The sequence below is a fragment of the Microbacterium sp. Se63.02b genome, assembly GCF_014171575.1.
Lineage (GTDB): Bacteria > Actinomycetota > Actinomycetes > Actinomycetales > Microbacteriaceae > Microbacterium.
In genome coordinates, this window is the sequence record NZ_CP050453.1 from 4010451 (window position 1) to 4035112 (window position 24662).

Annotated in this window: 32 protein-coding genes and 2 pseudogenes; 8 read left to right on the top strand and 26 right to left on the bottom strand. The window is 69.1% G+C overall.

Going from position 1 to position 24662, the window contains the following annotated elements:
* Positions 1-9 precede the first annotated feature (9 nt).
* The 11 genes and pseudogenes from G4G29_RS20075 to G4G29_RS20855 form a co-directional block, all read right to left on the bottom strand.
* On the bottom strand, positions 10-1302 hold the full coding sequence (locus G4G29_RS20075; protein WP_183151339.1) for a sugar ABC transporter substrate-binding protein: 1293 nt from the start codon (positions 1300-1302) through the stop codon (positions 10-12).
* Between the two features lie 49 nt (positions 1303-1351).
* On the bottom strand, positions 1352-2260 hold the full coding sequence (locus G4G29_RS20080; protein ID WP_244632246.1) for a carbohydrate ABC transporter permease: 909 nt from the start codon (positions 2258-2260) through the stop codon (positions 1352-1354).
* A complete protein-coding gene (locus G4G29_RS20085; protein ID WP_183151340.1) occupies positions 2257-3198 on the bottom strand; it encodes a sugar ABC transporter permease in 942 nt (313 codons plus the stop codon). The genes G4G29_RS20080 and G4G29_RS20085 overlap by 4 nt, the downstream gene beginning before the upstream one ends.
* 28 nt (positions 3199-3226) lie before the next feature.
* A complete protein-coding gene (locus G4G29_RS20840; RefSeq protein ID WP_244632630.1) occupies positions 3227-3886 on the bottom strand; it encodes a substrate-binding domain-containing protein in 660 nt (219 codons plus the stop codon).
* Entirely contained in the window at positions 3880-4215 is a 336-nt protein-coding gene (locus tag G4G29_RS20845) for a LacI family DNA-binding transcriptional regulator (protein ID WP_202045435.1), read from the bottom strand. The genes G4G29_RS20840 and G4G29_RS20845 overlap by 7 nt, the downstream gene beginning before the upstream one ends.
* 83 nt (positions 4216-4298) lie before the next feature.
* Positions 4299-5984 carry an aldolase/citrate lyase family protein gene (locus G4G29_RS23155; protein ID WP_244632247.1) on the bottom strand — a complete coding sequence of 562 codons (1686 nt, stop codon included), beginning with the start codon at positions 5982-5984 and terminating at the stop codon, positions 4299-4301.
* Positions 5945-6286, bottom strand: a complete 342-nt coding sequence (locus G4G29_RS23160) for a CoA transferase (RefSeq protein ID WP_244632248.1) — start codon at positions 6284-6286, stop codon at positions 5945-5947. Before G4G29_RS23160 ends, G4G29_RS23155 begins: the two co-directional genes overlap by 40 nt.
* A 107-nt stretch (positions 6287-6393) precedes the next feature.
* The gene (locus tag G4G29_RS20105; protein WP_183151342.1) at positions 6394-7422 is read right to left on the bottom strand and encodes an iron chelate uptake ABC transporter family permease subunit; all 1029 of its coding nucleotides are present in this window, start codon (positions 7420-7422) and stop codon (positions 6394-6396) included.
* Positions 7419-7733, bottom strand: a complete 315-nt coding sequence (locus G4G29_RS23165; RefSeq protein WP_244632249.1) for an iron chelate uptake ABC transporter family permease subunit — start codon at positions 7731-7733, stop codon at positions 7419-7421. Before G4G29_RS23165 ends, G4G29_RS20105 begins: the two co-directional genes overlap by 4 nt.
* A gap of 52 nt (positions 7734-7785) precedes the next feature.
* Positions 7786-8508, bottom strand: coding sequence for an iron chelate uptake ABC transporter family permease subunit (locus tag G4G29_RS20850; protein WP_244632631.1), 723 nt, complete (start codon positions 8506-8508; stop codon positions 7786-7788).
* 67 nt (positions 8509-8575) lie between these two features.
* Positions 8576-9631 (bottom strand): annotated as a pseudogene (locus tag G4G29_RS20855) (ABC transporter substrate-binding protein); the annotation flags it as partial.
* Between the two features lie 39 nt (positions 9632-9670).
* On the opposite strand from G4G29_RS20855, the gene G4G29_RS20120 reads away from it, so the two are divergent.
* Both G4G29_RS20120 and G4G29_RS20125 read left to right on the top strand, forming a co-directional pair.
* The gene (locus G4G29_RS20120) at positions 9671-9865 is read left to right on the top strand and encodes a hypothetical protein (protein WP_183151344.1); all 195 of its coding nucleotides are present in this window, start codon (positions 9671-9673) and stop codon (positions 9863-9865) included.
* Positions 9862-10059: a hypothetical protein gene (locus G4G29_RS20125; RefSeq protein WP_183151345.1), complete on the top strand. Its 198-nt coding sequence runs from the start codon at positions 9862-9864 to the stop codon at positions 10057-10059. The genes G4G29_RS20120 and G4G29_RS20125 overlap by 4 nt, the downstream gene beginning before the upstream one ends.
* 22 nt (positions 10060-10081) lie before the next feature.
* Here G4G29_RS20125 and G4G29_RS23730 read toward each other — a convergent pair whose 3' ends face one another.
* The 9 genes from G4G29_RS23730 to G4G29_RS20150 form a co-directional block, all read right to left on the bottom strand.
* Positions 10082-10705, bottom strand: coding sequence for an ATP-binding cassette domain-containing protein (locus G4G29_RS23730; RefSeq protein ID WP_274601205.1), 624 nt, complete (start codon positions 10703-10705; stop codon positions 10082-10084).
* Positions 10702-10920, bottom strand: a complete 219-nt coding sequence (locus tag G4G29_RS23175) for an ATP-binding cassette domain-containing protein (protein WP_244632250.1) — start codon at positions 10918-10920, stop codon at positions 10702-10704. The genes G4G29_RS23730 and G4G29_RS23175 overlap by 4 nt, the downstream gene beginning before the upstream one ends.
* Positions 10913-11335: an ATP-binding cassette domain-containing protein gene (locus G4G29_RS23180; protein WP_244632632.1), complete on the bottom strand. Its 423-nt coding sequence runs from the start codon at positions 11333-11335 to the stop codon at positions 10913-10915. Before G4G29_RS23180 ends, G4G29_RS23175 begins: the two co-directional genes overlap by 8 nt.
* Positions 11293-11730: an ATP-binding cassette domain-containing protein gene (locus G4G29_RS23185; RefSeq protein ID WP_244632251.1), complete on the bottom strand. Its 438-nt coding sequence runs from the start codon at positions 11728-11730 to the stop codon at positions 11293-11295. Before G4G29_RS23185 ends, G4G29_RS23180 begins: the two co-directional genes overlap by 43 nt.
* Entirely contained in the window at positions 11727-12530 is an 804-nt protein-coding gene (locus tag G4G29_RS20140; protein WP_244632252.1) for an ABC transporter permease, read from the bottom strand. Before G4G29_RS20140 ends, G4G29_RS23185 begins: the two co-directional genes overlap by 4 nt.
* A 103-nt stretch (positions 12531-12633) precedes the next feature.
* Entirely contained in the window at positions 12634-12903 is a 270-nt protein-coding gene (locus G4G29_RS23190) for an ABC transporter permease (protein ID WP_244632253.1), read from the bottom strand.
* Entirely contained in the window at positions 12900-13298 is a 399-nt protein-coding gene (locus G4G29_RS23195; protein WP_244632254.1) for an ABC transporter permease, read from the bottom strand. The genes G4G29_RS23190 and G4G29_RS23195 overlap by 4 nt, the downstream gene beginning before the upstream one ends.
* Positions 13247-13693 (bottom strand): ABC transporter permease, encoded by a 447-nt coding sequence (locus G4G29_RS23200; RefSeq protein ID WP_244632255.1) that lies wholly within the window; start codon positions 13691-13693, stop codon positions 13247-13249. The genes G4G29_RS23195 and G4G29_RS23200 overlap by 52 nt, the downstream gene beginning before the upstream one ends.
* A gap of 11 nt (positions 13694-13704) precedes the next feature.
* Complete coding sequence (locus tag G4G29_RS20150) at positions 13705-15291, bottom strand: ABC transporter substrate-binding protein (protein ID WP_183151346.1); 1587 nt, start codon at positions 15289-15291, stop codon at positions 13705-13707.
* A gap of 150 nt (positions 15292-15441) precedes the next feature.
* Here G4G29_RS20150 and G4G29_RS20155 point away from each other — a divergent pair, with 150 nt between their 5' ends.
* Positions 15442-16029, top strand: coding sequence for an Lrp/AsnC family transcriptional regulator (locus G4G29_RS20155; protein WP_244632256.1), 588 nt, complete (start codon positions 15442-15444; stop codon positions 16027-16029).
* A 7-nt stretch (positions 16030-16036) separates the two neighbouring features.
* Here G4G29_RS20155 and G4G29_RS20160 read toward each other — a convergent pair whose 3' ends face one another.
* The 3 genes from G4G29_RS20160 to G4G29_RS20170 are packed head-to-tail and all read right to left on the bottom strand — an operon-like array spanning position 16037 to position 17344.
* Complete coding sequence (locus tag G4G29_RS20160) at positions 16037-16396, bottom strand: hypothetical protein (protein ID WP_244632257.1); 360 nt, start codon at positions 16394-16396, stop codon at positions 16037-16039.
* Between the two features lie 22 nt (positions 16397-16418).
* Complete coding sequence (locus G4G29_RS20165; RefSeq protein ID WP_183151348.1) at positions 16419-17024, bottom strand: GNAT family N-acetyltransferase; 606 nt, start codon at positions 17022-17024, stop codon at positions 16419-16421.
* Positions 17021-17344, bottom strand: a complete 324-nt coding sequence (locus G4G29_RS20170) for a hypothetical protein (protein ID WP_183151349.1) — start codon at positions 17342-17344, stop codon at positions 17021-17023. Before G4G29_RS20170 ends, G4G29_RS20165 begins: the two co-directional genes overlap by 4 nt.
* 285 nt (positions 17345-17629) lie before the next feature.
* Here G4G29_RS20170 and G4G29_RS20175 point away from each other — a divergent pair, with 285 nt between their 5' ends.
* The 4 genes from G4G29_RS20175 (at position 17630) to G4G29_RS20185 (ending at position 20190) form a co-directional block, all read left to right on the top strand.
* On the top strand, positions 17630-18034 hold the full coding sequence (locus G4G29_RS20175) for a hypothetical protein (RefSeq protein WP_183151350.1): 405 nt from the start codon (positions 17630-17632) through the stop codon (positions 18032-18034).
* Between the two features lie 484 nt (positions 18035-18518).
* A complete protein-coding gene (locus G4G29_RS23205) occupies positions 18519-18944 on the top strand; it encodes a hypothetical protein (protein WP_244632258.1) in 426 nt (141 codons plus the stop codon).
* Positions 18941-19090 carry a hypothetical protein gene (locus tag G4G29_RS23210; RefSeq protein ID WP_244632259.1) on the top strand — a complete coding sequence of 50 codons (150 nt, stop codon included), beginning with the start codon at positions 18941-18943 and terminating at the stop codon, positions 19088-19090. The genes G4G29_RS23205 and G4G29_RS23210 overlap by 4 nt, the downstream gene beginning before the upstream one ends.
* On the top strand, positions 19087-20190 hold the full coding sequence (locus G4G29_RS20185) for a hypothetical protein (protein ID WP_183151351.1): 1104 nt from the start codon (positions 19087-19089) through the stop codon (positions 20188-20190). Before G4G29_RS23210 ends, G4G29_RS20185 begins: the two co-directional genes overlap by 4 nt.
* Before the next feature lie 222 nt (positions 20191-20412).
* Here the strand turns inward: G4G29_RS20185 and G4G29_RS20190 are convergent, their stop codons facing one another.
* Positions 20413-21318, bottom strand: a complete 906-nt coding sequence (locus tag G4G29_RS20190; protein ID WP_244632260.1) for a nucleotide disphospho-sugar-binding domain-containing protein — start codon at positions 21316-21318, stop codon at positions 20413-20415.
* A 470-nt stretch (positions 21319-21788) separates the two neighbouring features.
* Here G4G29_RS20190 and G4G29_RS23215 point away from each other — a divergent pair.
* Positions 21789-21913 (top strand): annotated as a pseudogene (locus tag G4G29_RS23215) (TetR family transcriptional regulator); the annotation flags it as partial.
* A gap of 568 nt (positions 21914-22481) precedes the next feature.
* On the opposite strand, the gene G4G29_RS20200 reads toward G4G29_RS23215, so the two are convergent.
* Both G4G29_RS20200 and G4G29_RS20205 read right to left on the bottom strand, forming a co-directional pair.
* The gene (locus G4G29_RS20200) at positions 22482-23228 is read right to left on the bottom strand and encodes a 3-hydroxybutyrate dehydrogenase (RefSeq protein WP_183151352.1); all 747 of its coding nucleotides are present in this window, start codon (positions 23226-23228) and stop codon (positions 22482-22484) included.
* A 20-nt stretch (positions 23229-23248) separates the two neighbouring features.
* Positions 23249-24610, bottom strand: a complete 1362-nt coding sequence (locus G4G29_RS20205) for an MFS transporter (RefSeq protein ID WP_183151353.1) — start codon at positions 24608-24610, stop codon at positions 23249-23251.
* Positions 24611-24662: the final 52 nt, after the last annotated feature.

The window sequence follows — 24662 nt, forward strand, 5'->3', positions numbered from 1 at the left end:
CCACCGTCGTCAACCGTTGACCTGTGCCCAGCCGTCGTCGAGCTCCGATGTCAGGGACTTGTCGTCGATCTCGCCGCCCAGGAACTTCTGGAACGCGGGAGTCGCGACGGTGTCCTTCCATCGGACGAACCCGTTCGCCTGCAGGAAGGCGGGGCCGTCGAGGCCCTCGGCCGACTTCACGATCTCGGGCCAGCCGTTCTGGTCGGCCGTCTGCTCGGCGAGCGCCTCGCGTGCCGAGACCGTCGTCGGGATGAGGCCGTCGGCGATGTTCATCTTCACGAGGTTGTCGGTCTGCATGAAGTAGTCGATGAACTTCGCGGCCTGCTCCTGGTGCGGCGAGTCGATGTTGATCGACAGCGTCTGCGGGTTCGCGGCCTGCACCGCGCCCTCAGAGCCCGCGAGCGGCGGGAGCACGACCCAGTCGAGGTCGGCCGGCGCGTCGGTGGCGATGTTCGCCACCTGGTACGAGCCCTGCACGGTCATGGCGGCCTTGCCCGCATAGAAGGTGGCCAGCACGTCGGAGCCCGACTGCGTGACGCCGATCGGGTCGACCGATCCGTCTTCGATCATCGACCGCACCCGGTTCGGCACCTCGAGGTCGGCGTCCTTCACGTCGACCTTCATGTCTTCGCCCTCGCCGGTGAAGTACTCAGACCCGAAGCCCATGCCCAGGCTCATGAAGGCGGCCGTCGGGCTCTTGAGACCCCACGTGATGCCGTGCACGTCGCCCGATGTGGTGGCCTTCGCGATCTCGTCGAGTTCGTCCCACGTCATGGAGTCGCCGGTCGGGATCTCGACGCCCGCCGCCTCGAGCAGCGTCTTGTTCGCGAACTCGACGTACGTCTGCAGCTCGGTCGGGGCGCCGATGATCTGGTCGTCGACCGTCACCGAGGAGAGCACGCCGGGGTCGATGTCGTCGATCGTCTTCTGGCTGAGCAGCTCGCCCAGGTCGGCGACGTAGCCGTCACGGGCGAAGGGCACGATGCCCAGCACCTCGTAGTGGATGATGTCGGGGGCGACCTCGCCGGCGAACTGCGTCGTCAGCTTGTCGTCCAGGCTGTCGGTCGGCGCCTGCACGATGTCGACCTCGATGTCGGGGTTGTCCTCGTTCCAGGCGTCGACGATCTCCTTGGTCGCCTGGATCGCGGCCGGCTGGTCGGAGAAGGACTGGAAGGTGATCGATACCGGTTCGCCGTCGCCGGCGTCGTCGGTCGTGTCGCCGCCTGCGGAACAGGACGCGAGGATCAGCGCCGTCGCCGCACCCGCGGCGAGCGCGATGGACGCGCGATGAAGCTTCTTCACTTCATACCTCTTTCTTTGTGTGATGGGACTTGCGGAAAGTCGTGTGCGTTCAGCCCTTGACGGCGCCCGAGAGCAGACCCGTGGCGAGGCGCTTCTGCAGCAGGGTGAAGAAGACGATGCTGGGGATGCTCGACAGGAGCGCACCGGCAGCCAGCGGTCCGACCGCGACCTTCCCCTCGCCGCCGACGAACGTGCTGAGGGCGATGGGGAGGGTGTAGTTCTCGGGCGACTGCAGCAGCACGAGCGCGAAGAAGAACTCGTTGTACGCCGATACGAAGCTGAACATCGCCGTCGCGACGAGTCCGGGCATGAGCAGCGGGAACACGACCCGCTGCAGCGTGCGGGCCTTGTTCGCCCCGTCGATGGACGCCGCCTCCTCGATGTCGTACGGGATCGCGGCGACATAGCCCTGCAGCATCCACAGCGAGAACGGCAGCGTGTACACCGAGTAGACCGCGACGAGTCCGAGGAGCGAGTCGACCAGCCCGACCGACCGGAGGATGAAGAACAGCGGGATGACGATCAGGATCACCGGGAAGATCTGACTCACCAGGATGTAGCCGACGCCGATCGACCGGAGCTTGCCCTGGAACCTGGCCATCACGTACGCGCCGGGGATCGACAGGAGCGTGACGATGATCGTGGTCGCCACCGCCACGAGAAGGCTGTTCCCCGCCGCACGCACGAGACCCTGCCTCTCGAGCGCGACCACGAAGTTGTCGATCGTGGGCTGCAGGGGCAGCAGGTTCACCGCGAGCGAGTTGATCTCGGCGGACGACTTGAACGCGGTCGAGATCAACCACAGCAGCGGGAACCCGAGGAAGATCAGGAACCCTGCGAGCGCCACGTACTGCAGCACACGCACGAGCAGCTTCCTGGTGCGGCGGTTCATCTTCGCGCGCTGCCTCTTCGTGGTGTTCTGCGTGACCAGGGTGCGGGTCTGGGTGCTCTGGGTCATCGTGCGCTCCTTTCCGGACGCAGCTGGCGCCAGAGGGCGATCACCAGGATCGCGACGAGGAACACGACGATCACGTCGCCCATCGCCGCGGCACCGCCGGTGTTGCGCGACTTGAAGGCCTCGAGGTACGTGAACAGCATGGGCAGCATCGTCCGTCCGCCAGGACCGCCCTCGGTCATGACGTAGACGATGCCGAACGAGTTGAAGTTCCAGATGAAGCTCAAGCTCGCGATCGAGAAGATCACCGGGCGCAGCGCCGGCAGGGTGACGCTGACGAATCGACGCCAGGTGCCTGCACCGTCGACCGCCGCGGCTTCGAGCAGCTCGCCTGGAACCTGCTGCAGACCCGCCAGCAGCACCACGGTGTTCTGCGGCATGCCCACCCAGACACCGACGAGGATGACGGCGGGCAGGGCGAGTCCGAAGTCGCCGAGCCAGTTGATGTTCTCGGGGCCGCCGAGCGATTCGATCAGCCAGTTCAACGGACCGTTGGTGGGCGAGTAGATCATCTGCCACATCACGGCGACGACCACGGGCGGCATCGCCCACGGGATGAGCGCGAGCACGCGGGTGATGCCGCGGAAGCGCAGGTCGGTGTTGAGCAGAAGAGCGAGGCTGAGTCCGCCGATCAGCTGGAGCGCGGTCACCGTGACCGCCCAGATCATGCCGATCCCGAACGACTGCCAGAACTGGGTGTCGGAGCCGAGCTTGATGAAGTTCTCGAAGCCGATGAACTGCGTGTCGTGGTGGCGCGCGAGCCGCGAGTCGGTGAACGCGGTGGCGACGCCGATGAAGAGCGGGACCACGCTGAGCAGGAGGATCGGGATCAGGGTGGGGATGACGAGGCCGATCGCCTCGTTGCGCCGCGACCTGGCGAGTCCGCCGGGCTTGGGCGCCGCGCTCTTCGCACGGTCGGTCCGGACTGCGGTGCCGCTCACGAGGACTCTCCGATCGTCGAGGCCCGCACTACGAGCGTGGCCTCCACCGTCTCGCGCCTGGTCGGACGGGAGGGGTCGGCGAAGCGCTCGGTGAGCATCCGCGCGGCGATCCGCCCTCGCCGCTCGGACTGCAGCGAGACGGAGGTGAGCGGGGGCTGTACAGCGCGGCCAGGTCGGTGTCATCGATGCCGGTCACGGCGATGTCCTCCGGCACCCGCATGCCGCGACGGCGGATGGCGTTGATCGCGCCGATCGCGATCAGGTCGTTGGCGCACACGATCGCGTCGATCGACTCTCCTCCGTCCGACGCCGCTGCGAGCATGCGCTCAGCGGCATCCACACCCGCGCCGACGGTGAAGTCGGTCGCGGTGATCTGCAGCGCGTCCGTGCGCACGAGGCCGTGCCGTTCGACGGCGGCGGCGAAGCCGGCTCGTCTGGCCGCTCCGGGGTTCGTGTTGCCTGGACCGTTGATCACGCCGATGCGCGTGCGCCCGATCTCGACGAGGTGGTCGACCACCATGCCGACCGCGACGGCGGAGTCGACGAAGACGCTGTCGATGCTGAGCTCCGAGTGCAGGGTGCCGATGACGACGACGGGCACGACGGTGTCGGCCAGCGCCTGCCGAAGCGCCGGCGTGACCCGCAGGGGCGAGATGATCAGGCCGTCGCCCGCTCCCATGCTCAGCATGCGCACGAGCTCGACCGTCTGGTCGGGGCGGCGGCCGGTCGCCGAGACGCTGATGCGGGTCGTCTCCCCAGCTCCTCCTCGATCGCGCGGAGCATCTGCACGTAGTTCGGGTTGCCGATGTCATCGACGGCGAACACGACCTGCGGGCGTCCTCCCAGCCGCAGCGAGCGCGCGGTGGCATCCGGGAGGTAGCCGATGCGCTTGGCCGCCGTGCGGACCTTGCGCACCATCTCCGGGCTCGCGGATCGACCGGTGAGGGCACGCGATGCGGACGCCAGCGAGACGCCGGCCGCAGCGGCGACCTCGTGCAGAGTCGGCTTCGTCCCCATGGTTCTCCTCATCGAGCGGAAACGTTTCCATCCCGCCATTGTGGAAACGTTTCCAAAATGGCGATATTCGGGCTGCAGGGAATCTAGGCGGACTCACCCAGGGTGTCAAGACCCCGGTGCGCGGGCACCGAGGATCCGTTCCGCGCGCCCGCGCATCGCGGGGTCCACCATCTCGCCGGAAGCAAGCGTCGCCACTCCTCCCCCGCGCAGCGCTGCGACGACCTCCCCCGCGCCCAGGCGATGTCGTCGTCGCTCGGCGCGAAGGCCGCCGCGATCACGGCGAGCTGGAGCGGATGCACAGCCATCCGTCCGATGAGCCCGAGTTCTGACGCGCGACGGGTGTCTTCGGCGAGGCCCTCGAGATCGCGGATCGCGGGGTACACCGCCGCCATCGGGGCAGGCAGTCCCGCGGCGCGTGCGGCGAACAGCATCGACAGTCGAGCATGGGCGATCACGGGTTCGCCCCCGCCGAGCTCGCTGCGCAGGTCACTCTCGCCGAGCGCGAGCGCCACGACGGCCGGATGCGCGGCGATCGCGGCAGCGTTCACCACTCCCCGAGCCGATTCGAGGAGCGCCACGACAGGCCGACCGGGAACCCGCGCTGCGGCGCGGTCGAGGTCGGCGACGGTCTCGACCTTCGGCAGACGCACACCGATGTCCGGAGCGAGGTCGGCCACGGCACGCAGATCCGCGTCGGAGCCGGCGTTCACGCGCACCTGCGCAGCGGCCGCTGCCCTCCGTCCATCCCGCAGCCACTCGACGACCGCTTCCCGCGCGGCCGACTTGCGCTCGGGAGACACCGCGTCCTCGAGGTCGAACACCACCAGGTCGGCGCCGCTCTCCTCGGCCGAGAGGAAGCGATCGGGGCGGTCGCCCGGCACATAGAGTCCGGTGCGGTACTGGCCGATCATCACACCACACCCTTCCCGCGGAGGTCGGCGATCTCCCCCCTCCGAGAACCCGGCGTCGCGCAGCACCTCGGCGGTGTCGGCGCCGTGCGCGCCCCCCGTCCACCGGATGGAGCCCGGCGTGCGCGACAGCCGGAACAGCACGTTCTGCATCGCGATGTCGCCGAGGTCTTCGTCGTCGACGCGCACGACCGTCCCCAGCGCCCGGTACTGCGGGTCCCCCACGACGCCGCGCACATCGTAGACAGGGGCGATCGCTGCGGACGCGGCCTCGAACGCGGCGACCACCTCTTCGGCGTCGTGCGCACCGATCCACGACTGCACGGCAGCGTCGAGCTCATCCGCGTGCTGCGCCCGATCGTGTCCGGAACGGAACCACGGCTCATCGATCAGCTCGGCGCGGCCGACGACCGTCATGACGCGCTCGGCGATCGATTGGGAACTCGTCGACACCGCCAACCAGATCCCGTCGCGCGAGCGGTAGACGTTGCGCGGGGCGTTGTTGACCGAGCGGTTCCCCGTGCGGGGTTGCACGATGCCGAGTTGATCCCACGCCGTGATCTGCCCGCCAAGGAGCATCAGGATGGGTTCGATGATCGCCATGTCGACGACCTGCCCCCGTCCATCGCGCTCGGCCCCACGCAGGGCGGCCATCACGGCATAGGCGGTGGCGAGTGCGGCGATCCCGTCGGCGAGACCGAACGGGGGCAGCGTGGGCGGCCCGTCCGGCGCCCCGGTGAGCGCCGCGAACCCGCTCATGGCCTCGGCGAGACTGCCGAATCCTGGGCGCGCGGCATAGGGCCCGAACTGCCCGAACGCCGTCACCCTCGCCAGCACGAGGCGGGGATTCGCCTCGAGCAACCGCTCGGGAGAGAGCCCCAGCGCTCGAGGGTGCCGGGGCGGAAGTTCTCGATCATGACATCGGCGTCCGCCACCAGGCGCAGCAGCACGTCGGCCCCCGCGGCGTCACCGAGGTCGATCGTCACGGTGCGCTTGTTGCGGCCGAGCGTCTTCCACCAGAGATTGACGCCGTCCTTCTGCGGCCCGTGACCCCGCGACGCGTCAGGGCGGGTCGGATGCTCCACCTTGATGACGTCGGCGCCGAAGTCCCCCAGGAAAGTCGCGGCCAGCGGCCCCGCGAACAGCGTGGACACATCGAGCACGCGCACCCCCTGCAGAGGCGCTGTTGGAACAGTTCTCAGATCTTCCCGGTCCGACACCGAGACATGATAGCCACAGCACCCGCCGGGCTCGACCCTCCGCGTGCACCTCAGAAGCGCCGCCGCGCCGACCGCACCACCAGGTAGATCAGGTACACGCCGCCGAGCACCAGCGTCACGACGCCGGCGGGGAGCGCATGCTTCGGCACCAGGTTCTGGCCGATGATGTCGGCGAGCGCGAGCAGCACGGCTCCCATCAGCGCTGTCGCCAGCAGATGAGCCGGGCCGTTCTTGACGATGAGCTTCGCGAGGTGCGGAGCCGCGAGCGATACGAAGGCGATCGGACCGATCACCGCGGTGACGACGCCGGTCAGTCCGACCGCGATCGTCACCAGTCCCCCCTTGGTGAGGCCCACTCGTCCGCCCAGACTGGTGCCGAGATCGTCGCCGAGCTCGATGAGCCACAGGCCTCGTCGAGCGAGGACCAGCAGCACCATCAGCACCGTCACGACAACGATCGGCACGGTGGCCTGCTGCCAGCCGACGCCGTTCAACGAACCGGCGTCCCAGATCGCGGCGGAGACGGCGACCTCGAGCCGTGCCCGCAACAGCATCCAGGAGTTCAGGGCGGCGAGCACCGCACTCACCCCGATGCCGACGATCACGATGCGGTACCCCAGGGCGCCGCGCCCGGCGATCAGCAGTGCGACCAGTGCGGCCGTGGCGAAGCCGCCGAGGATGGCGCCGATCGCGACGGCGATGCCCGACCCGCTGCCGCTGGTCATGACGATCAGGGCGCCGGTATAGGCGCCGGTCGTGAGCCCGATCACGTCGGGGCTGCCGAGCGGGTTGCGCGTGATGGTCTGGAACACCGTGCCTGAGAGCGCGAGTGCTGCCCCGAAGAACACCGCGGCGAGCGCCCGGGGCACACGCCAGTCGACGACCACCATGCGGATGCCGCCCTGCGTCTCGAACAGTGCCTGGATCACACGGATCGGCGAGAGCACGGTGTCGCCGATCGACAGGCTCGCGAGGAAGGTGAGGAGCAGGGTCGTCGCCAGGATGCCCATCGCCCAGCGTCCGCGCCGGTCGAGGGTGCGGCGTGCACGGCGGATGTCGGCGCGAGTCGGGGCGTTCACATCTGCACCGGGTTCCTGCGCCGACCGATCCAGATCAGGAACGGCGCGGCGACGAACGCCATCACGATGCCGACCGGCACCTCCTGCGGCGCGATGATCACCCGCCCGACCACGTCGCCGAGCACCACGACGATCGCACCGATCACAGCGGACAGCGGTACGACGGCCTTCTGCGATGGCCCGACGACACCACGCGCGATGTGCGGGGCGGCGAGTCCGAGAAAGGCCACCGGTCCCGCCACCGCGGTCGCGGTGCCGGCGAGGAGCGTCACGGCGGCGACCGAGCCCGTGCGCAGCATGCCGATCTTCACCCCCAGGGCAGCCGCGGTGTCGTCGCCGAGCGCGAGCAGGTCGAGGCCCCGGTCATGAGCTGCGCGAGCACGAGGCCGATCGCGATCGCGGGTCCGGCGACGAGGAGGATCGAGAGGTCGCGCCCCGCGAGCGCGCCGGACTCCCAGCTGCGCATGTGCAGGAAGGCAGTGGGGTTGAGGAGGACGAGGGCCGTCGTGATGCCCGCGAGCACCGCGGTGAGCGCGACCCCGAGAGCACGAGCGTCACGGGGCTTCCGCCGCCTACGGCTCCGAGCAGCACGACGACGATGGTCGCGACCAGCGCGCCGAAGAGGGCGAAGGCCATGAGCTGCGGGAAGGCGTTGATGCCGAGCGCCGCCACGGCGATCGCCACGGCGACCGATGCGCCGGCGTTGACGCCGAGGAGGCCGGGATCGGCCAGCGCGTTGCGGGTCAGTCCCTGCATGATCGCCCCCGCGGCTCCGAGCGCGAGGCCGACGACGATGCCGAGCACGGTGCGCGGGATGCGCGATTCGCGGACGACGAGCTGCGCGTCGCTCCCGTCGAAGTCGGTGATCGCCCGGAGCACGGTGTCGAGGCCGACGATCTTCGTGCCGACGGTCAGTCCGACGCCCGCGGCGATGGCGAGCGCGAGCAGCGCGAGCACGACGACGAGCGCGGTCCGTCCGGTGGATGACCGGCGCGGACCGCGACCCGAGCGCGTGCTCGCGGTCACCCGCCGTGCGGGCGGGGCCGTTCCCCGCGACGGCCTCCGCGAGGGCGGGCACCAGCGCATCGAGGACGTACGGCAGGCTGAGCGGCGAAGTGAAGTAGATCGCACCGGCCGTGACCCCGTCGGTGTAGACGACCGACGTGTTCTTCATGGCGTCGATCGCGGTCACGAACGCCTCGCCCTCGAGCGCCGTGATGTCGTCGTCAGACTCGGTTCCCCAGATCAGCACGTCGGCGGCGTTGAGCACGTCGAGGTTCTCGACCGGGATATACGCCTGGCCGCCCGACGAGTCGTCCGGAGCGTAGGCGTCGATCTCCGACGGGATCGTGAATCCGAGATCGGTGAGGAAGTCGGTGCTCAGGCCGTCCTGGTAGGCGATCGCCGAGCCGTCGTAGATCGCGTTCTGCAGGAACACGACAGACGTGTCCGCGAACTCGGGATGCGCGGCGGCGGCCTCGGCGAACTTCGCGTCGATGTCGTCGACGAGCTTCTGCGCCTCGTCCTTCATGCCGACCGCCTCGCCGATCTGCAGGGTCTGCACGTCCCACGGCTCGAAGTACATCGAGTAGTCGCCGGAGTGCGCCACGGTCGGGGCGATGTCCGACAGACGGTCGAAGTCCTCCTCCGTCATGCCGGCGTTGGTTCCGATGATGAGGTCGGGGTCGAGCAGGGCGATCGCCTCGAAGTCCAGGCCGTCGCTCGTGCCGAGCACCTCGGGCTCGGAGCCGTCGCGCGCCTCGTCGGCCCACGGCCAGGAGGCGAAGTCGTAGTCGCCGTACCAATCGGTCACGCCGACGGGCTCGAGACCCAGCGCCCAGAGCGTGTCCTGCTCGGTGTAGCCCACCGAGACGATGCGCGTGGGCTGCTCCGAGATCGTGGTGTCGCCGTAGGCGTGCTCGACCGTGACGGGGAACGCGTCGGCGTCGCCGGCGGGCGCGTCACCGCCCGCGTCATCGGCGGCGGGGGCACAGGAGGTGAGAACGGCCGCCGAGACGACGACGGCGAGCAGCGCGGTGAGCGCCTTCGAGCGGATGAGAGGCATGAGGCACCGTTCCGTTGGGTAAGGGTTGCCTAAGCTTATCCATCCCGCGCAGCCGCGACGCAGCCACCCGCCCAGATCGCGAGCTCGGCCGCGAACCAAGAGGTAAAATGTTACTGAGATCGATGCGCGGTCACCCGCTGACATCGGACGCTCTTCGCAGTGACAGATAGAGACGGGTTCGAAATGATCAACCGTATTCGCTGGATCATTCTCTGCGCGATCATCCTGACGGCGCTCGCATTCCTGATCGCCCGCCAGCAGGGCGCGATCACCGACTTCGTCACCTCGGTGGTTATGTGCGTCCTCATCGCCCTCGCGACGACCGTCGGGTTGGTCGCTTCATCGCTCCTTCGCCGGGAACGCCGGGAACGCCGATGAAATCCCGACTGAAACCCGCGACGTTCGCGACCATCGTGATCGCTCCGATCGTCGGCCTCCATCTCGTGCTCTTCATCACCCGAGCGTGGTCGCCCTCGTCATCCCTGATCGGCGTCGGCCTCATCGACGCCGTGAGTTGGACCATCTGCTTCTTCATCTGGCGTCAGACCGGCCGACGACTGCCCCCACGCTGACGGGCCGCCGCCCGTCGCACCGTCAGTATGCGACGGGCGGGATCTCGGCCCAGACAGCGCGGTCATCGACCGAGGGAGCAGCGGGGATGCGGCCGGCGCCGTCGGGCTCGGGGATCGCGGCGAGCAGCGCCTGCGTGTACGGATGCTGCGGCGCGGCCCAGAGCCGGTCGGTCGGTCCCGACTCGAGCACGCGCCCGCCGAACATCACGAAGGTCCGGTCCGCGATGCGGCGGACGACCGCGAGGTCGTGCGAGATGAACAGCATTCCCGCACCGGACTCCGCCACCAGGTCGCGCATGAGACCGGCGACACTCGTCTGCGTCGACGCGTCGAGCGCCGAGATCGGCTCGTCGGCGACGAGGAGCGACGGCCTGGCGGCCAGAGCCCTGGCGATCGCGATGCGCTGCTTCTGCCCGCCGGAGAACTGGTGCGGGAAGCGTGTGCGCACCTCCGCGGGCAGGCCGACCCGCTCGAGCCACTCCTCGACGGTCGAACCTGCCGCGCCGCGAGCCCGCGCCGTCGCGATGCCGTCCGCGACCTGGTCACCGACCCGGCGTCGCGGATTCAACGACGTCGCCGGGTCCTGGAACACCATCTGGATGCCCGTCAGCGCCGTCGATCGGCGTCGGATCCCGAGCGGGGTCACTGGGGCGTCACGGAAACGCACCGTCCCCCCGCGATCTTCTCGATGCCGACGACGGCGCGCGCGAGGCTGGACTTCCCGCTTCCCGACTCTCCGACGAGGGCCACGGTCTCGCCGGCGGAGACGCTGATCGACACACCGTTCACGGCGACGACCGGCGGGCTTCCCGGGTAGCGCACGACGACATCCTGCGCGTCGAGGACGGCGACCTCACTCATCTGCAGCCTGCCCTTCCGGCGCCTCGTCGATCCGCGAACCCGGCAGGGCCGCGAGCAGCATGCGCGTGTAGTCGTGCTGCGGATCGCGGAACAGCGTCTCGCGGTCGGCGAGCTCCACGATCCGGCCGTCCTTCATGACGGCGACCCTGTCGGCGATCGCGCTCATCACGCCGAGGTCGTGCGTCACGAGCAGGACGGCAAGGTTCCGTTCGGTCGCGAGGTCGCGCAGCAGCTTCAGGATGCCGGCCTGCACCGTGACGTCGAGCGCGGTGGTGGGCTCGTCGGCCAACAGCACCTCGGGGTCGCACGCGAGGGCGCAGGCGATCGCGATGCGCTGACGCTGGCCGCCCGAGAACTGGTGCGGATACCGCTTCAGCGCCTCTTCGGGGTTCGGCACCTGAACGGTCTCAAGCAGTTCGACGGCGCGCTGCCGCGCCGCAGCCCCTTGAGCCCCAGGTGCACGCGCATGTGATCGGTGAGCTGACGTCCGACGGGAAGCTGCGGGTGCAACGAGGCCGACGGGTCCTGGAACACCATCGCGATGCGCATGCCGCGCACCCGGTTGAGGGAGCGGCGCTTCAACCCGACCAGCTCTTCGCCCGCCAGGGAGATCGAGCCGCCCGTGCGCGCCTGGCGCGGCAGCAGACCGAGCACCGCGAGCGAGGTGAGCGTCTTGCCCGAACCGGATTCGCCGGCGAGGCCGTGGATGCGACCGGCCTCGAGCTCGAGCGACACACCCTTCACGAGGGGCCGCCCGATGTCGATCGTCAGATCCCGGATGCTGAGGACGGAGGTTCCCTGAACGCTCATGCGGCCACCCCCGTCGCGGACGCCTTGTGCTCGGCCGCCTTCTCGTGCGTGATCTCGGCCGTGGGGTCGAGCACATCGCGCATGGCGTCGCCCAGGAAGTTGAACGCCAGCACGACGGTCAGGATCGCGAGACCGGGGAAGACGCCGAGCCACCAGGCGTCGAAGTTCTGCATCGCGCCGGAGATCATCGATCCCCACTCGGCCGTCGGCGGCTGCGCGCCCAGGCCGAGGAAGGAGAGTCCGGAGAGGAGCAGGATCGCCGCGCCGATGTCGAGAGTCGCGAGCACCAGCACGGGGCCGGCGATGTTCGGGAGGATGTCGACGAACAGCGTGCGGGCGGGCGAGTGCCCGAGCAGCCGACCGGCGATGACGTAGTTCTGCCCCCGCAGGCTCAACACGATGCTGCGCGTCACGCGGGAGTACTGCGGCCAGGAGACCACGATCGCCGCGATCACGGCGTTGAACAGCGAGGGGCCGAGCGAGGCGGCGACCACCATCGCCAGGATCACGGTGGGGAACGCCATGAACAGGTCGGTGATGCGCATCAGCGTCTCGTCGACCCAGCCGCCGAAGTATCCGGCGAGCGCCCCGATCAGCGTTCCGATGATCATCGCGGCGATGACGAGCATGAGCGCGAGCGGGAGGCTCACCGTCGCACCCGTCATCAGGCGCGAGAAGATGTCGCGGCCGTTGCCGTCGGTGCCGAGGAACGTGTCGATGCCCGGTGCCTGCAGACGAGGGAGCACCTGCGCATTCGGCGGGTAGGGAACCCACCACTGCGCGGTGAAGGCCACGATCACCCACGCCCCGGCGACGACGGTGCCGATGATGCCGAGCGGGGTGCGCCAGGCGCGGGGCCAGCGGAAGCGGAAGCGCCCGGCCGGTGGGCTGCGGCGATGCGGCTCATGCGATCCTCACTCTCGGGTCCAGCACGCCGTAGAGCAGGTCGACGACGAAGTTGATGAGGAGGTAGATGACCCCGACCACGAGTCCGACGCCCATGATGCCCGGCAGGTCGAGGTTCGCGGCGGAGTTGTAGGCGTAGGTGCCGAGTCCGGGCCAGGCGAACACCGACTCGACGAGCACCGTGCCCGACAGCAGGGCCCCGAACGCGACACCCACCACGGTGAGGATCGGCAGCGAGGCGCCGCGGAGCACGTAGTCGAGGATCACGCGCAGGGCAGGGAGCCCCTGGCCCTGGCCGCGCGCACGTAGTCGCTGCCGAGGACCTCGAGCACCGAGGTGCGGATGAACCGGGTCAGCAGGCCGATGGTCACGAGCGAGAGCACCATGACCGGAAGCGCGAGGTGGGCGAGGGCGTCGAAGAAGCCGACCGCGTCGCCGTTCAGGAGGTAGTCGACCGTGTAGAGGCCCGTCACACGCGGGGGTGGCGTGATCGACGGCGAGATGCGTCCGGACCCCGGCGCGATGCGGAGCTCGAGGAAGAACACGTAGAAGCTGACCAGCGCGAGCCAGAAGGTCGGCACGCTCAGGCCGATCAGCGTGACGACGCGGATCACCTGGTCTGTGACGAGCCCTCGGCGGTAGGCGGCGAGCGTGCCGAGCACGATGCTGACCGCGAGGCTGACGATGATCGCGCCGATCGCGATCTCGATGGTCGCGGAACCGCGGTGGCGAGGTCGCTGGTGACCGGGCGTCCGGTCACCAGCGACGTGCCGAGGTCCCCGCGGAGCAGGTTCCCCATGTAGATGAAGTACTGCACGAACAGTGGCTGATCGAGTCCGTTCGCCTTGATGAAGGCTTCTCGGGTCGCCGGGTTCTGCGACGCGCCCTCACCGAGGGCGGCCGAGACCGGGTCTCCCGGCACCAGGTTGGTGAGCGCGAACGTGACGATCGTCACGCCCACCAACAGGAGCAGGGAGGTCCCGGCCCGCCGCAGCAGGTATCCGACGAGAGGCGAGCGGCGCCGCTGCGCCTGCCTCTGCACCGCCACTGTCGTCATGGGATGTCCGTTCAGCCGGCGGGCGTGATCTCGGCGATGTCCATCTCCCAGACGGAGTTGTACACGGCGCCCTGCACGCTGTCGGCGGAGGAGATGTTGCGCCCGGGGACGATCAGCGGCACGAACGGCCCCTCCGCCTGCATCGCTTCGGCGAAGTCAGTGAAGGCGGCCGTGCGCTGCTCGGGGTCGGTCGCGGCGGCAGCACCCGCCGCGATGCCGGCGATCTCCGGGTTCGCCTCAGCGGCCCAGCCGGCGCGGAGGCCGACCTTCAGACCAGGGGCGAAGGGCAGGAAGTTCGCGGAGTCGGCGTAGTCCGGACCCCAGAACCAGAGGCCGAAGCCCTCGGTGCCGTTGACGTAGGCGTCGAGTTCGGTCGCGAACGGCGCGGGCGCCAGCTCCACCGTGATGCCCGCGTCTTCGAGCTGCGCCTGCACGCGCTCGGCGAGCGGGATGAACTCCACGCCGCCCACCGGGTAGTCGTTGGGGAACTGCAGCTTCAGCGTCTGACCGTCGTAGCCGGCCTCCTCGAGCGCGGCCGCTGCCTTGTCGAGGTCCTGGTCGACGCCGTCTTCGAGTGCGCCTTCGAAGCCGGGCGGGATCACTCCGGTCGCCTGCACGGATCCGGCGCCCGCGAGCTCGAGAAGTGCGTCGTAGTCGAGCGCGTACCGGATCGCCTCGGCCAGCTTGACGTTCGCCAGGTCGCCCGCGACGGCCTCGGACTGGTTGAGCAGCAGGAAGATGGTCTGGCCTGACGGGACGGAGTCGACCGAGATGTCGTCGCCGAGACCCGCGACCTGGTCGCCGTTGAGGTCCATCGCGACCATCGAGTCGCCGCCCTTGAGGTTGGCGAGCTGGGTGGCGCTCTCCGAGACGTTGCGCACGACGACGCGCGAGTAGGCCGTCTCCTCGTCGCCGTTGTATGCCTCGTTGGGCGTCAGCACGACCTGCGAGCTGAGGTCGAGCGTGTCGAGCACGAACGGCCCGGAGCCGGCGGACTCCCCGTCGAGGAACTTCTGGGCGACGTCGGTGCCGTCGATCGTGCCGCCGTTCTCGATCACCACGTCGGAGTTGACGATGCCGAGCGCCGGGTTCGCCAGGATCGCGGGAAGCTGCAGCAGCGGAGTCTCGGACGTGATCTGGATCGTCTTCTCGTCGACCTCGGTGATGGTGAGGCCGCCGAGGAGGAAGTTCGGCTTGGCGTCGGTCATGCCCTGGATGCGCTGCAGCGAGAACACGACGTCCTTGGCCTCGATCGGCGAGCCGTCGGAGAAGACCCGGTCGCCTTCGAGCGTGAACGTGAACTCGGTCGCCTCGTCGTTCTGCTCCCACGAGGCGAGACCCGGGACCGGCGTGGAGACATCGGAGCCCTCGAAGTCGACAAGGGTCTCGTACAGCGCCTTCGCGATCATGTTGCCGGTCGGGTCGTAGGTGTGACCCGGGTCGGTGGTCTCGATCGAGAACGCGGTGTCGATGACGAGGGAGTCGGAGCCCTGGGACGACTCGCTCGTGTTCGCGGAGTTCCCTCCCGAGCAACCTGCGAGCGCGAAGAGCGCGACGGCTCCGAACGCGAGGACCGGCGTGATGCGGCGTGACGACATGAGGGCCTCCAAGGGCGAGGAGTACATTCGGGTGAGTCGCCACCGATGTGGACGACCGGGGATCAGATTCGCATCATATGCGACGATGTGTCCAGCGAGTGCGGTCCCCACCGACACGCTCTGTCCAGAACCTCGGATGTCAGGAGCAATATGTCCAGCAAGGATGCGGATCAGTCGAAGCATTCTGGACGAAGTGCCGCCCCTTTGGACGCGACCGCGTACAGAATCCTCGATGTGCTGCGTGATAACGGTCGCGTCTCGATCGCGGCCCTCGCCGACACGGTCGGGATCTCCCGCGCGAATGCGTACACGCGCGTCGAGTCTCTGGTGCACGACGGGGTCATCACGGGTTTCAGCGCCAGGGTCGACCAGGCGAAGGCAGGACTCTCGATCGGCGCGCTCGTCTTCGTCACCGTGATGCCCCAGGCGTGGGCGTCGTTCCGGGAACGCGTGCTCGAGATGCCCGACGTGGAGTGGTGCGCGATCACGACGGGCGAGCACGACGCGATGCTGTTGATCCGCGCCGTGGACGTCAGCGGCGTGCACGAGTTCTCGACCGGCGTGATCGCCCAGCTGCCCGAGGTCCGCACGGTCGTCAGCGTGGTCGTGCTCGACGAGGTGATCCGCCGCCCCTACCTGCTGCCGGCCGACCTGCCGGAGCGCGACACCGAGATCCCGCTCGGCATGACGCGCTGGACGCCCGCGTCACCAGGTCGGGACGCCCTGCCGCCGCGCTGAGGACCCCTCAGCGCACCGGGATCTCCTCGCACACGCTCAACTGCGGGAGGCCGTGCATCTCGTAGTGCTCCACGAGGCGGATACCGCCACCGTCGATGAGTTCCAGCTCGCTCTCGCCGTCGCCGGTGACCACCGAGCCGTCCGCCTTGAGCACGTGCACGAACGACACCCAGATCGTGTCCCCGGTGCGCGTGCCGACGAACTTCCCGAACGTGACGGTGTCGCCCTCGTAACCGCCCCAGATCGCGCCGTCGCGCTCGAAGTACTCGAAGATGCTCGGCGATTCGGGGTCGACCGCGGAGGTCGTGGAGGAGACCATCCGGAAGCGGCGGCCGTCGAGGGAAGGAAGGGTTGCTGTCGCAGTCACTCCTCGATTATGGGGGATGCCGTCACGGGCCAGGCCCCGCGGGGCGCTCTCGCCATTCCCTCTCGAGGAGGGCGTACACGAGGAGCGTCGCCCACTCGCCCTTGAACCACTCGCTCTCCACGAGCCGGGCTTCGCGCCGGAACCCGAGCCGTTCGACGACCCGCGCAGACCCGATGTTCCGTTCGTCGATCCGCGCGACGATGCGATGCAGGCCGAGTCCGTCGAAGCCGAGCGCGAGCAGTGCGGCGACGGCCTCGCCCGCGAATCCCTGCCCGGCGAAGCGCGGGTCGAAGATGTAGCCGACCTCACCAGTACGATCCGACTCGCTGCGCCAGAACAGCACCACGTCGCCCACCAGCTCGCCGCTCGCACGGTGTTCGACCGCGAGGCAGACGGCATCGCCCTCCTGGGTGAAGCGGGTGTTCGCCCAGGTCGTGGCGATCCGCTGCTCGACCGCGGCGAGGTCGAGCGGCGCATACGGCACGTAGCGCACGGAGTCCGGATCCGACTTGTACGCGTGCATCGCGGCGGCATCCGTGGGGGCGATGGGTCGCAGGAGCAGTCGCTCGGTGCGGATCGGGTACTCCGGCGCGTAGGCCGACCGCGGAGACCCGGACTCCTCCGTCATTCGAGGTCCAGCGAGACGATGCCGGGCCGATGCGCGGTTCTGGCGCGGACCGCGGCGAGCAGATCGTCATAGTCCGGCGTGATCTGCACACGAGGCGAAGACACGAGATACGTGGTGGCCCTCGCCGCCGCGCGCTCGAACCGGATGCGCTTGACGGGATACGCGGGCGGCGTGAGCCAGAGGCGGTCGACCTGCGCATAGGGGATGTCGACGCCGTCGACGCGGATGCCCTGCGAGTCGACCGACAGCTGCGCCGGGATCGAGCGGACGAGGCGACGGCGTTGCAGGGCGCCGATCCCGAATCCGACGGCGGCGAGCACGGCGAACGGCGCGAGCAGGATGAGGGCCGAGAGCTCCCCTCGAGGAAGCCCGGGATCAGTGCGAGGAGCCCGACGGCGACGGCGATCACCAGGAACACGACAGCGGCGATCGTGATCCGCGCGGCGACCCGCCGCTCTCCCGCCGCGTCGATCGTGAACTGCGTCGGCAGGTGCGCAGCGGCGCGGGCTGCCTCGACCGGGTCGTCGAACAGCGGCTGCGCGATCGGGTTCAGCGTCGCCATCAGCTCGTTGAACAGGGACCTCGTGTAGCCGGGGAGCTCGAACGTGATCTCCCGTCCGCCGCTGTGCACGATCAGGGCGCGGGTGGTGCCGCTGGGCAGCCCGTTGGTGCGGTGTTCGGTGATCTTCGAGCGGAAGACGGTGGTCGCTCGCGAGAACGTCTCGCGACCGCCCGCCTTCCCGATCTCGACCGCGTCGGGCCGCACGACGATGCGGATGTTGCGGAACCAGAAGAACCCGGCGAACACGGCGACCGTCAGCGCGACCGCGACGATCAGCACGACCAGACCGCGCGTGGCGATGTTCATCCCCGGGGAGGAACGTCGGGAGCAGGAACAGCGTCGCCGCAGAGAGGACGGCGGAGAGCACGATCGCCCCGACGGCGGAGCGGACGGGATGGCGGCGGAAGATCCGCTCTCGGGGCACGGCTTCGGCCTGATTCAGCATTGATCTCCCCCAGACGGTCGGCCTGCGTGGCCGACTCCCACCGTAGTGGCGGCGGTCGTATCGGCGACAGTGATCCCCGGTAGCTTTGTCGCATGGAGTGGATGTCTGATCCCTCGGCGGGGGCATGGCTGCGCGAGCGGCTCGATGCGGGTTACGAGACCATGCACGGGGTGGTTCCGCGCGGCTTCCCCTCCTATGCACGGATCCTCCATCCGGCGATCGTCCGGTCGCTGCCGGACCGCCCGGTGCCGTCTTCCGGAGAGTGGGATCGACTGCCCGAAGGGGAGCAGCATGTGCTCCTCGAGCAGTTCGTCGATGAGCCCGCGACCTGGGCGCAGACAGCCGCCGCCTTCGGCACGGTCCTGCACCCGCTGGCGCAGTGGCACCGGATCGTGCGGACCCCGCCGGACGGCGACTGGCGCACGCGGATCGCTCCGGACGGTCGCGAATTCTCCGCCCCCTGGAGGGCGAACTCGCCCCCGCGCACATGGCAGCCATCGCGACGCACCTCGTGGAGAACACGCACACCCCGGATGCCGGCTTCGTCGCGCTCTGGGAGGGCCGCGGCGATCTGTTCGGCTACTACGGCATCACTCCATCCGGCGGTTCCCCGACCTTCACCGACGACCCACACCATCAGGCGATGCTCGCTCGCAGCACGCACGATCCGTTCAACAACGTCTTCCGCAAAGCCACCTGGCAGGAGGGCATCCTCTCGCGCGAGATCTCCGAGGGTCCGCGCCTCCGGCTCCCGATGCGCGACCACGTGCTGTTCTCGGCACCACCCCGCGCCTTCGCCGACCCGGAGTGGGCTCGGCAGGTTCCGTGGCGCGACCGGATCGCCGAGGAACGCGGGTTCCCCGGCCACCCCAGAGCCCGAGCCTGCTGTGGCCCGAGGACCACACCTGGGTGATGGTGAGCGAGGTCGACTTCGACTCGACGATCGTGGCGGGCTCTGCCGCCCTGATCGACGCGATCTGCGCAGATCAGCGACTCGAGGCCTTCGCGATTCCGGAGGGCGCCGACCTCACCTGGGATGCCGACACGGTGAACCGGTGACATCTGCACAGGCGTCCTTCGACGCGCGGCCGCTCACCGAGCCGGTCGACGCTGCCGCCGTGCGCGCCTTCGCCGCGGAACTGCGATCACGCCCGTCGTCGCGGATGTCGGCGTCGACCGTCGTCGGGATCGTCGCCGTGTCTGTCGCGGCCGTCGTGATGATCCCGGTCATGGTCGGGGTGATCGTGAGCATCGCTTCGCTCGGCGGAAGCCCGTCGGCCCTGGCGATCCCGCTGCTGCTGATCGTCCTCCTGCTCGCCGCGGTCGGCGTCCTGATCTGGATGGGCGTGCGCAACGCGCAGACCACGCGGTATCGGCTGCATCGCTTCGCCCAGGCGAACGGCATGTCGTACGAGCCGAAGGTCGTCGATCCTCCGCTCCCCGGGATGGTCTTCAGCCTCGGCCGCTCGCGGCAGTCGACCGACCTGATCCGCGGCACGAGGCCGCGCTTCGTGGAGTTCGGCAACTACCAGTACACGGTGCAGTCGGGGAAGAACTCCACGACCTACCGCTGGGGCTACGTGGCGGTGAAGCTCGACGTGCCCCTGCCCAACATCGTGCTCGATGCGAAAGGCAACAACGGCTTCGGCTCGAACCTCCCGGCGTCGTTCCAGCGTGCGCAGCGTCTCTCGCTCGAGGGCGACTTCGATCAGCACTTCACGCTGTACTGTCCTGCCGGGTACGAACGCGACGCGCTCTACCTGTTCACACCCGACATCATGGCGCGGTTCATCGACAACGCGGCTCAGCTCGACGTGGAGATCGTCGACGACTGGCTGTTCCTGTACACGCAGCGCAAGGTGTCGACCCTGGACCCGGCGACCTGGGCGTGGCTGTTCGGTGCGGTCGGAGCACTCCTGACGAAGCTTGACCAGTGGGCGCGGTGGCGTGACGAACGTCTCATCGCCGAGAACCCTCCGTCCGCGGCGAGCGCTGCGGCCTCGGCGGATGCCCTCCCCTTCGCGGCACCTGCAGGGCTGCTGACGCCGCCCCCCGGCGTGGCGTCACAGGGCCGCCGACTGAAGCGCACCGGGACGTGGGTGCCCATCGTCGTGGTGATCGCGTTCGCCGCGTTCTGGCTCCTGAGCCGCATGAACTGAGGCGGAGTCCGAGTGTGGGGGTGGGTGCCGGCTGGGGACCGAACTCCCACCCCATCCCCCCTCGGGATCGAAAGAAGATCGACTCTCCCTCCGCATGGCGGCTGAGCCGCCCCGCCCATCGTCAGCTGGGGACTGACACTGCTGGGCGTATAGGAGAATGGTATACCGGACGGGGTTGCAACGCGTTGCATCCATGCGCGGGAATGCGCTTTCATCCGCGGGTCAGCGACGGGCGCCGCCGCGGAAGATGAGCCACCGTCCGACGATGTCGTCCAGTGCGCCGTCCAGTGACCGCCAGGCGTCCGCGGACGCCATGGACGCGCCGATCCGCTCGGCGTTCGCGCGGAACGAGGGATCGGTCAGCACCCGCTCGACGGCGCTCGCGACCTTCGCCGGAGTCGCGGTGCTCGTGCGCAGATTCACGCCGGCCCCCGACCACCCCACGCGCGCGCACACCTCGACCTTGTCTTCGGTCTGACCGGCGACCACGAGCGGGATCCCGTGCGCGAGAGCCTGCTGCACCCCGCCGTATCCGCCGTTCGTGACCAGCACATCGACGAGCGGCAGAAGCCTGTCGTAGGGGAGGTACTCCGCCACCCGAACGTTGTCGGGCAGCCGTCCGGTCAGCGCGTCGACCGGACGTCCGCCCGTCGACACCACCACGAGGGCGTCGGAGGCCGCGAGCGCCGCGATCGTCGGCAGGACGAGCTGCCCGAAGTCGGAGTTCGCGATGGTGCCCTGCGTGACATGGACGATCGGACGCGAACCGTCGAGGTCGGCCCACCAGTCCGGCGCCGTGCTGTCGGAAGCCAGCGACGGCAACGGCCCCGCGAAGGTCACGCCCGCCGGGAGATCGGGACGCGGGTACTCGAACTCCGGCACCGTGAACTGCACGTAGGCGTCGGCGCGCCCGGCCCAGTCGAGCACGAAACCCCCGAGGTCGCGCCCCACCTCTCGCCGCGCCATCTCGTCGGCCTCCTTCTGGACGCCCCCGAAGATCGCCCGCTCGGCGACCGTGCGCAGGGCGGCATTGCGGAGTCGGCCGAACGGCCCCGGCATCGGAGTGACGCCGAGACCGAACGGCGCCGTGTCCTTGCTGCGCGCCCCGAGCGGGAAGATGCCGAGCACGACGACCGGGGGCCTCTCGGAGGCCGGGAGCAGTTGCAGGAGCGCACCCCGACGAAGAGTGGTTCGGTGAGGACGGCGTCGACCGGTCGCGCATCGAGTTCGGCACGGACGGCGGCGAGCTGCGCGGCTCCGGGGCGCACGAAGAGCGTGCTCATGTCGAAGCGCAGCGCCGCGGGGCCTGTGAGACCGACGCGCTCCGGGAAGGCGCCGTCGGCGTCGTCGAGGTCGACATCGGCTTCGGCGGGGAGCGGAAGGAAGCGCGCGCCCGCGGCTTCGACCCGCTCGGCATAGCGACTGCTCGTGAGGAAGCCGACGTCGTGGCCCTGGGCCAGGAGGTGGCGGCGATCTGCAGCAGCGGCACGACGTGGCCGTGCGCGGGCGTGCACGTGATGAGGTAACTGGACATGGCGGGTTCTTTCCCTAAGATTGAATGTACCGTCGAAGTATTCATCACCCCGTAAGGAAAGTCAATGGTCGAGGCTGCTCCCCGCGCCTACAAGTCCGCCCTGCGCGCCCGTCAGGCGCAGGAGACCCGCACGCGTATCGTCATCGCAGCCGCACGCTTGTTCGCCACCCAGGGCTATCAGGCCACCACGATCGCCGCGATCGCGCGCGAGGCCGGTGTCTCGGCGGAGACCGTGAAGACCACGGCAGTCAAGGCGGAATTGCTGATCGCCGCCTTCGAGGTGACATTCTCCGGCTCCGAAGCCGCTGAGACGCTCGCCGACACGGAGGTCGCCGCCGGCGTCACCGATCTCCCGGACGACATCTTCCTCGATGCGGTGCTGACCACGATCACGACGGCGAATGCACGCGGTCACGGCCTGTGGACGGTGCTGCTCGGCGCCGCGCTGTCCGACCCGGTCGTCGACGACGCCCTGAACCGCATCCTCGAGCATCGCCGCGCCGACTACCGCCTGCTCGTGTCCGAGCTCGTGCGTCGCCACATCGCTTCTCCTCGCGCCGACGAGGCCTCGACCGCCGATGCGCTGTCGTTCCTGCTCTCGCCCGAGAGCTACCAGCAGCTCGTCGTGCAGTCGGGCTGGGGCGCCGAGCGGTACGCGGCATGGCTGCGCGCCGCGGTGATCGCCGAGATCGAGCGCACCCCTGACGGTGTCGAGCGACCCGCGCCGATGCAGAAACCCGGTGCGCCGCCGTCGGCATCAACGCGCGGACCAGCCGCCGTCCATGGTGTAGCCGGCGCCGGTCACCATGCCCGCGGTGTCGCCCGCGAGCCAGAGCGCGAGCGAGGCGACCTCGGCGGGTTCGACGAGCCGTTTGATCGCCGACTCGGTCAGCATCACGTTCTCGAGGACCTCGCTCTCGGGGATTCCGTGGAGCCGGGCCTGATCGGCGATCTGCTTCTCGACGAGCGGCGTGCGGACGTACCCGGGATCGATGCAGTTGCTCGTCACGCCGCGCGGTCCCCCCTCCAGCGCGGTCACCTTCGACAACCCTTCCAGCCCGTGCTTCGCGGAGACATAGGCCGACTTGTAGGCCGAAGCGCGGAGGCCGTGCACGCTCGAGACGTTGATGACCCTGCCGAAGCCCCGCTCGTACATCCCCGGCAGCGCGGCGCGGATGAGGAGGAACGGCGCTTCGAGCATGAGGCGCAGGATGAACGAGAAGCGCTCAGGTTCGAACTCCTCGATCGGACTCACGTGCTGGACTCCCGCGTTGTTCACGAGGATGTCGACCTCGAGGTGCAGGGTGGCGAGCGCGGCGGAGTCGGACAGGTCGACCTGCCAGGCCTCGCCGCCGACCTCCGCCGCGAGCGCATGCGCCGCATCGCCGTCGATGTCGGCCACGATCACACGGGCACCTGCCCCCGCGAACGCGCGGACGCATGCCGCGCCGATGCCGCTCGCTCCCCCCGTGATGAGAGCCGTGCGTCCTCGAAGATCGGTCATGGGTCAGTCCCCTCGTGACGTCAGACCGCAGCGGCGCGGGCCGCGTCGGCGTCGTCGATCGACTGCAGCGAGATGCCCCTGGTCTCTCGCAGCGACAACACGGCGATCGCGGTCACCACGCAGGCGGCGACGATGTAGATCGCGATCGGCAACCAGGATCCGAAGTCGCGCAGCCACTGGATCGCGAGGATCGGAGCGAGCGACCCGGCGAGGATCGCGGTGACCTGGGATCCGAGCGAGACCCCGGAGTACCGCATTCTGGTCGGGAAGAGCTCCGACATCACGGCCGGCTGCGGCGCGTACATGAACGCGTGGAAGCAGAGTCCGATGGTCACGGCGAGCACGATCAGCACGGGGTTGAGCGTGTCGAACATCGGAAACGCGAAGAAGGCCCATGTGGCGCTGAGGATCGCCCCGGTCAGGTAGACGGGCGTGCGTCCCCAACGGTCGGCGAGACGGCCGAGCTGCGGGATGATCGCGAAGTGCACGACGTGGGCGATGAGGAGGGCGAGCAGCAGCTGGCTCGTGTCGTACTCGTGCACCGTCTTCAGATACACGATCGTGAAGCTGACGACGATGTAGTACACGATGTTCTCGGCGAAGCGGAGCCCCATCGCCTGCAGGATGCCCTTCGGGTAACGGCGGAGCACCTCGACCACCCCGTACGAAGTCGCCTTCTCGGCCTCGACCTGCGCCTTGGCCTCCAGGAAGATCGGCGCCTCCTCGACGTGCCGACGGATGTAGAAGCCGACCAGGACGATCACGGCCGAGAGCCAGAACGCGATGCGCCACCCCCACTCGAGGAAGGCGGCCGGGCTCATGACCCAGGAGCTCACGAGGAGCACGAGCGTGGCCAGCAGGTTCCCGACCGGCACCGCCGCTTGAGGCCAGCTCGACCAGAACGAGCGGGAGCGATCGGGACTCTGCTCCGCGACCAGCAGCACCGCGCCACCCCATTCGCCGCCGACGGCGAAGCCCTGCAGGAACCGCAGGGCGACGAGCAGGGCAGGCGCCCAGTAGCCGATGCTCTGGAACCCGGGCAGGCATCCCATCAGGAAGGTCGCCGCCCCGACGATGACGATCGTCGCCTGCAGCGTGGGCTTGCGGCCGAACCGGTCACCGATCTGACCGAAGACGATGCCGCCCAGCGGTCTCGCGATGAAACCGACCGCGTAGGTGACGAACGCCGCGATGATGCCGTCGAGCGGAGACCCCGTGGCGGGGAAGAAGTAGGTGCCGAACACGAGGCTCGCGGCCGTGGCGTAGAGGAAGAACTCGTACCACTCGACGACCGTTCCGGCCATGGAGGCGGCGACGACGCGCTTGAGCTTGGAGGTGGATACGGGCGGCGTGGTCGACGCCGCACTCACGGAAGATGTCATGTCTCTCCTTCGGGTGTCGACGGTGACACCACGGTCAAGTGTTCGCGATCCG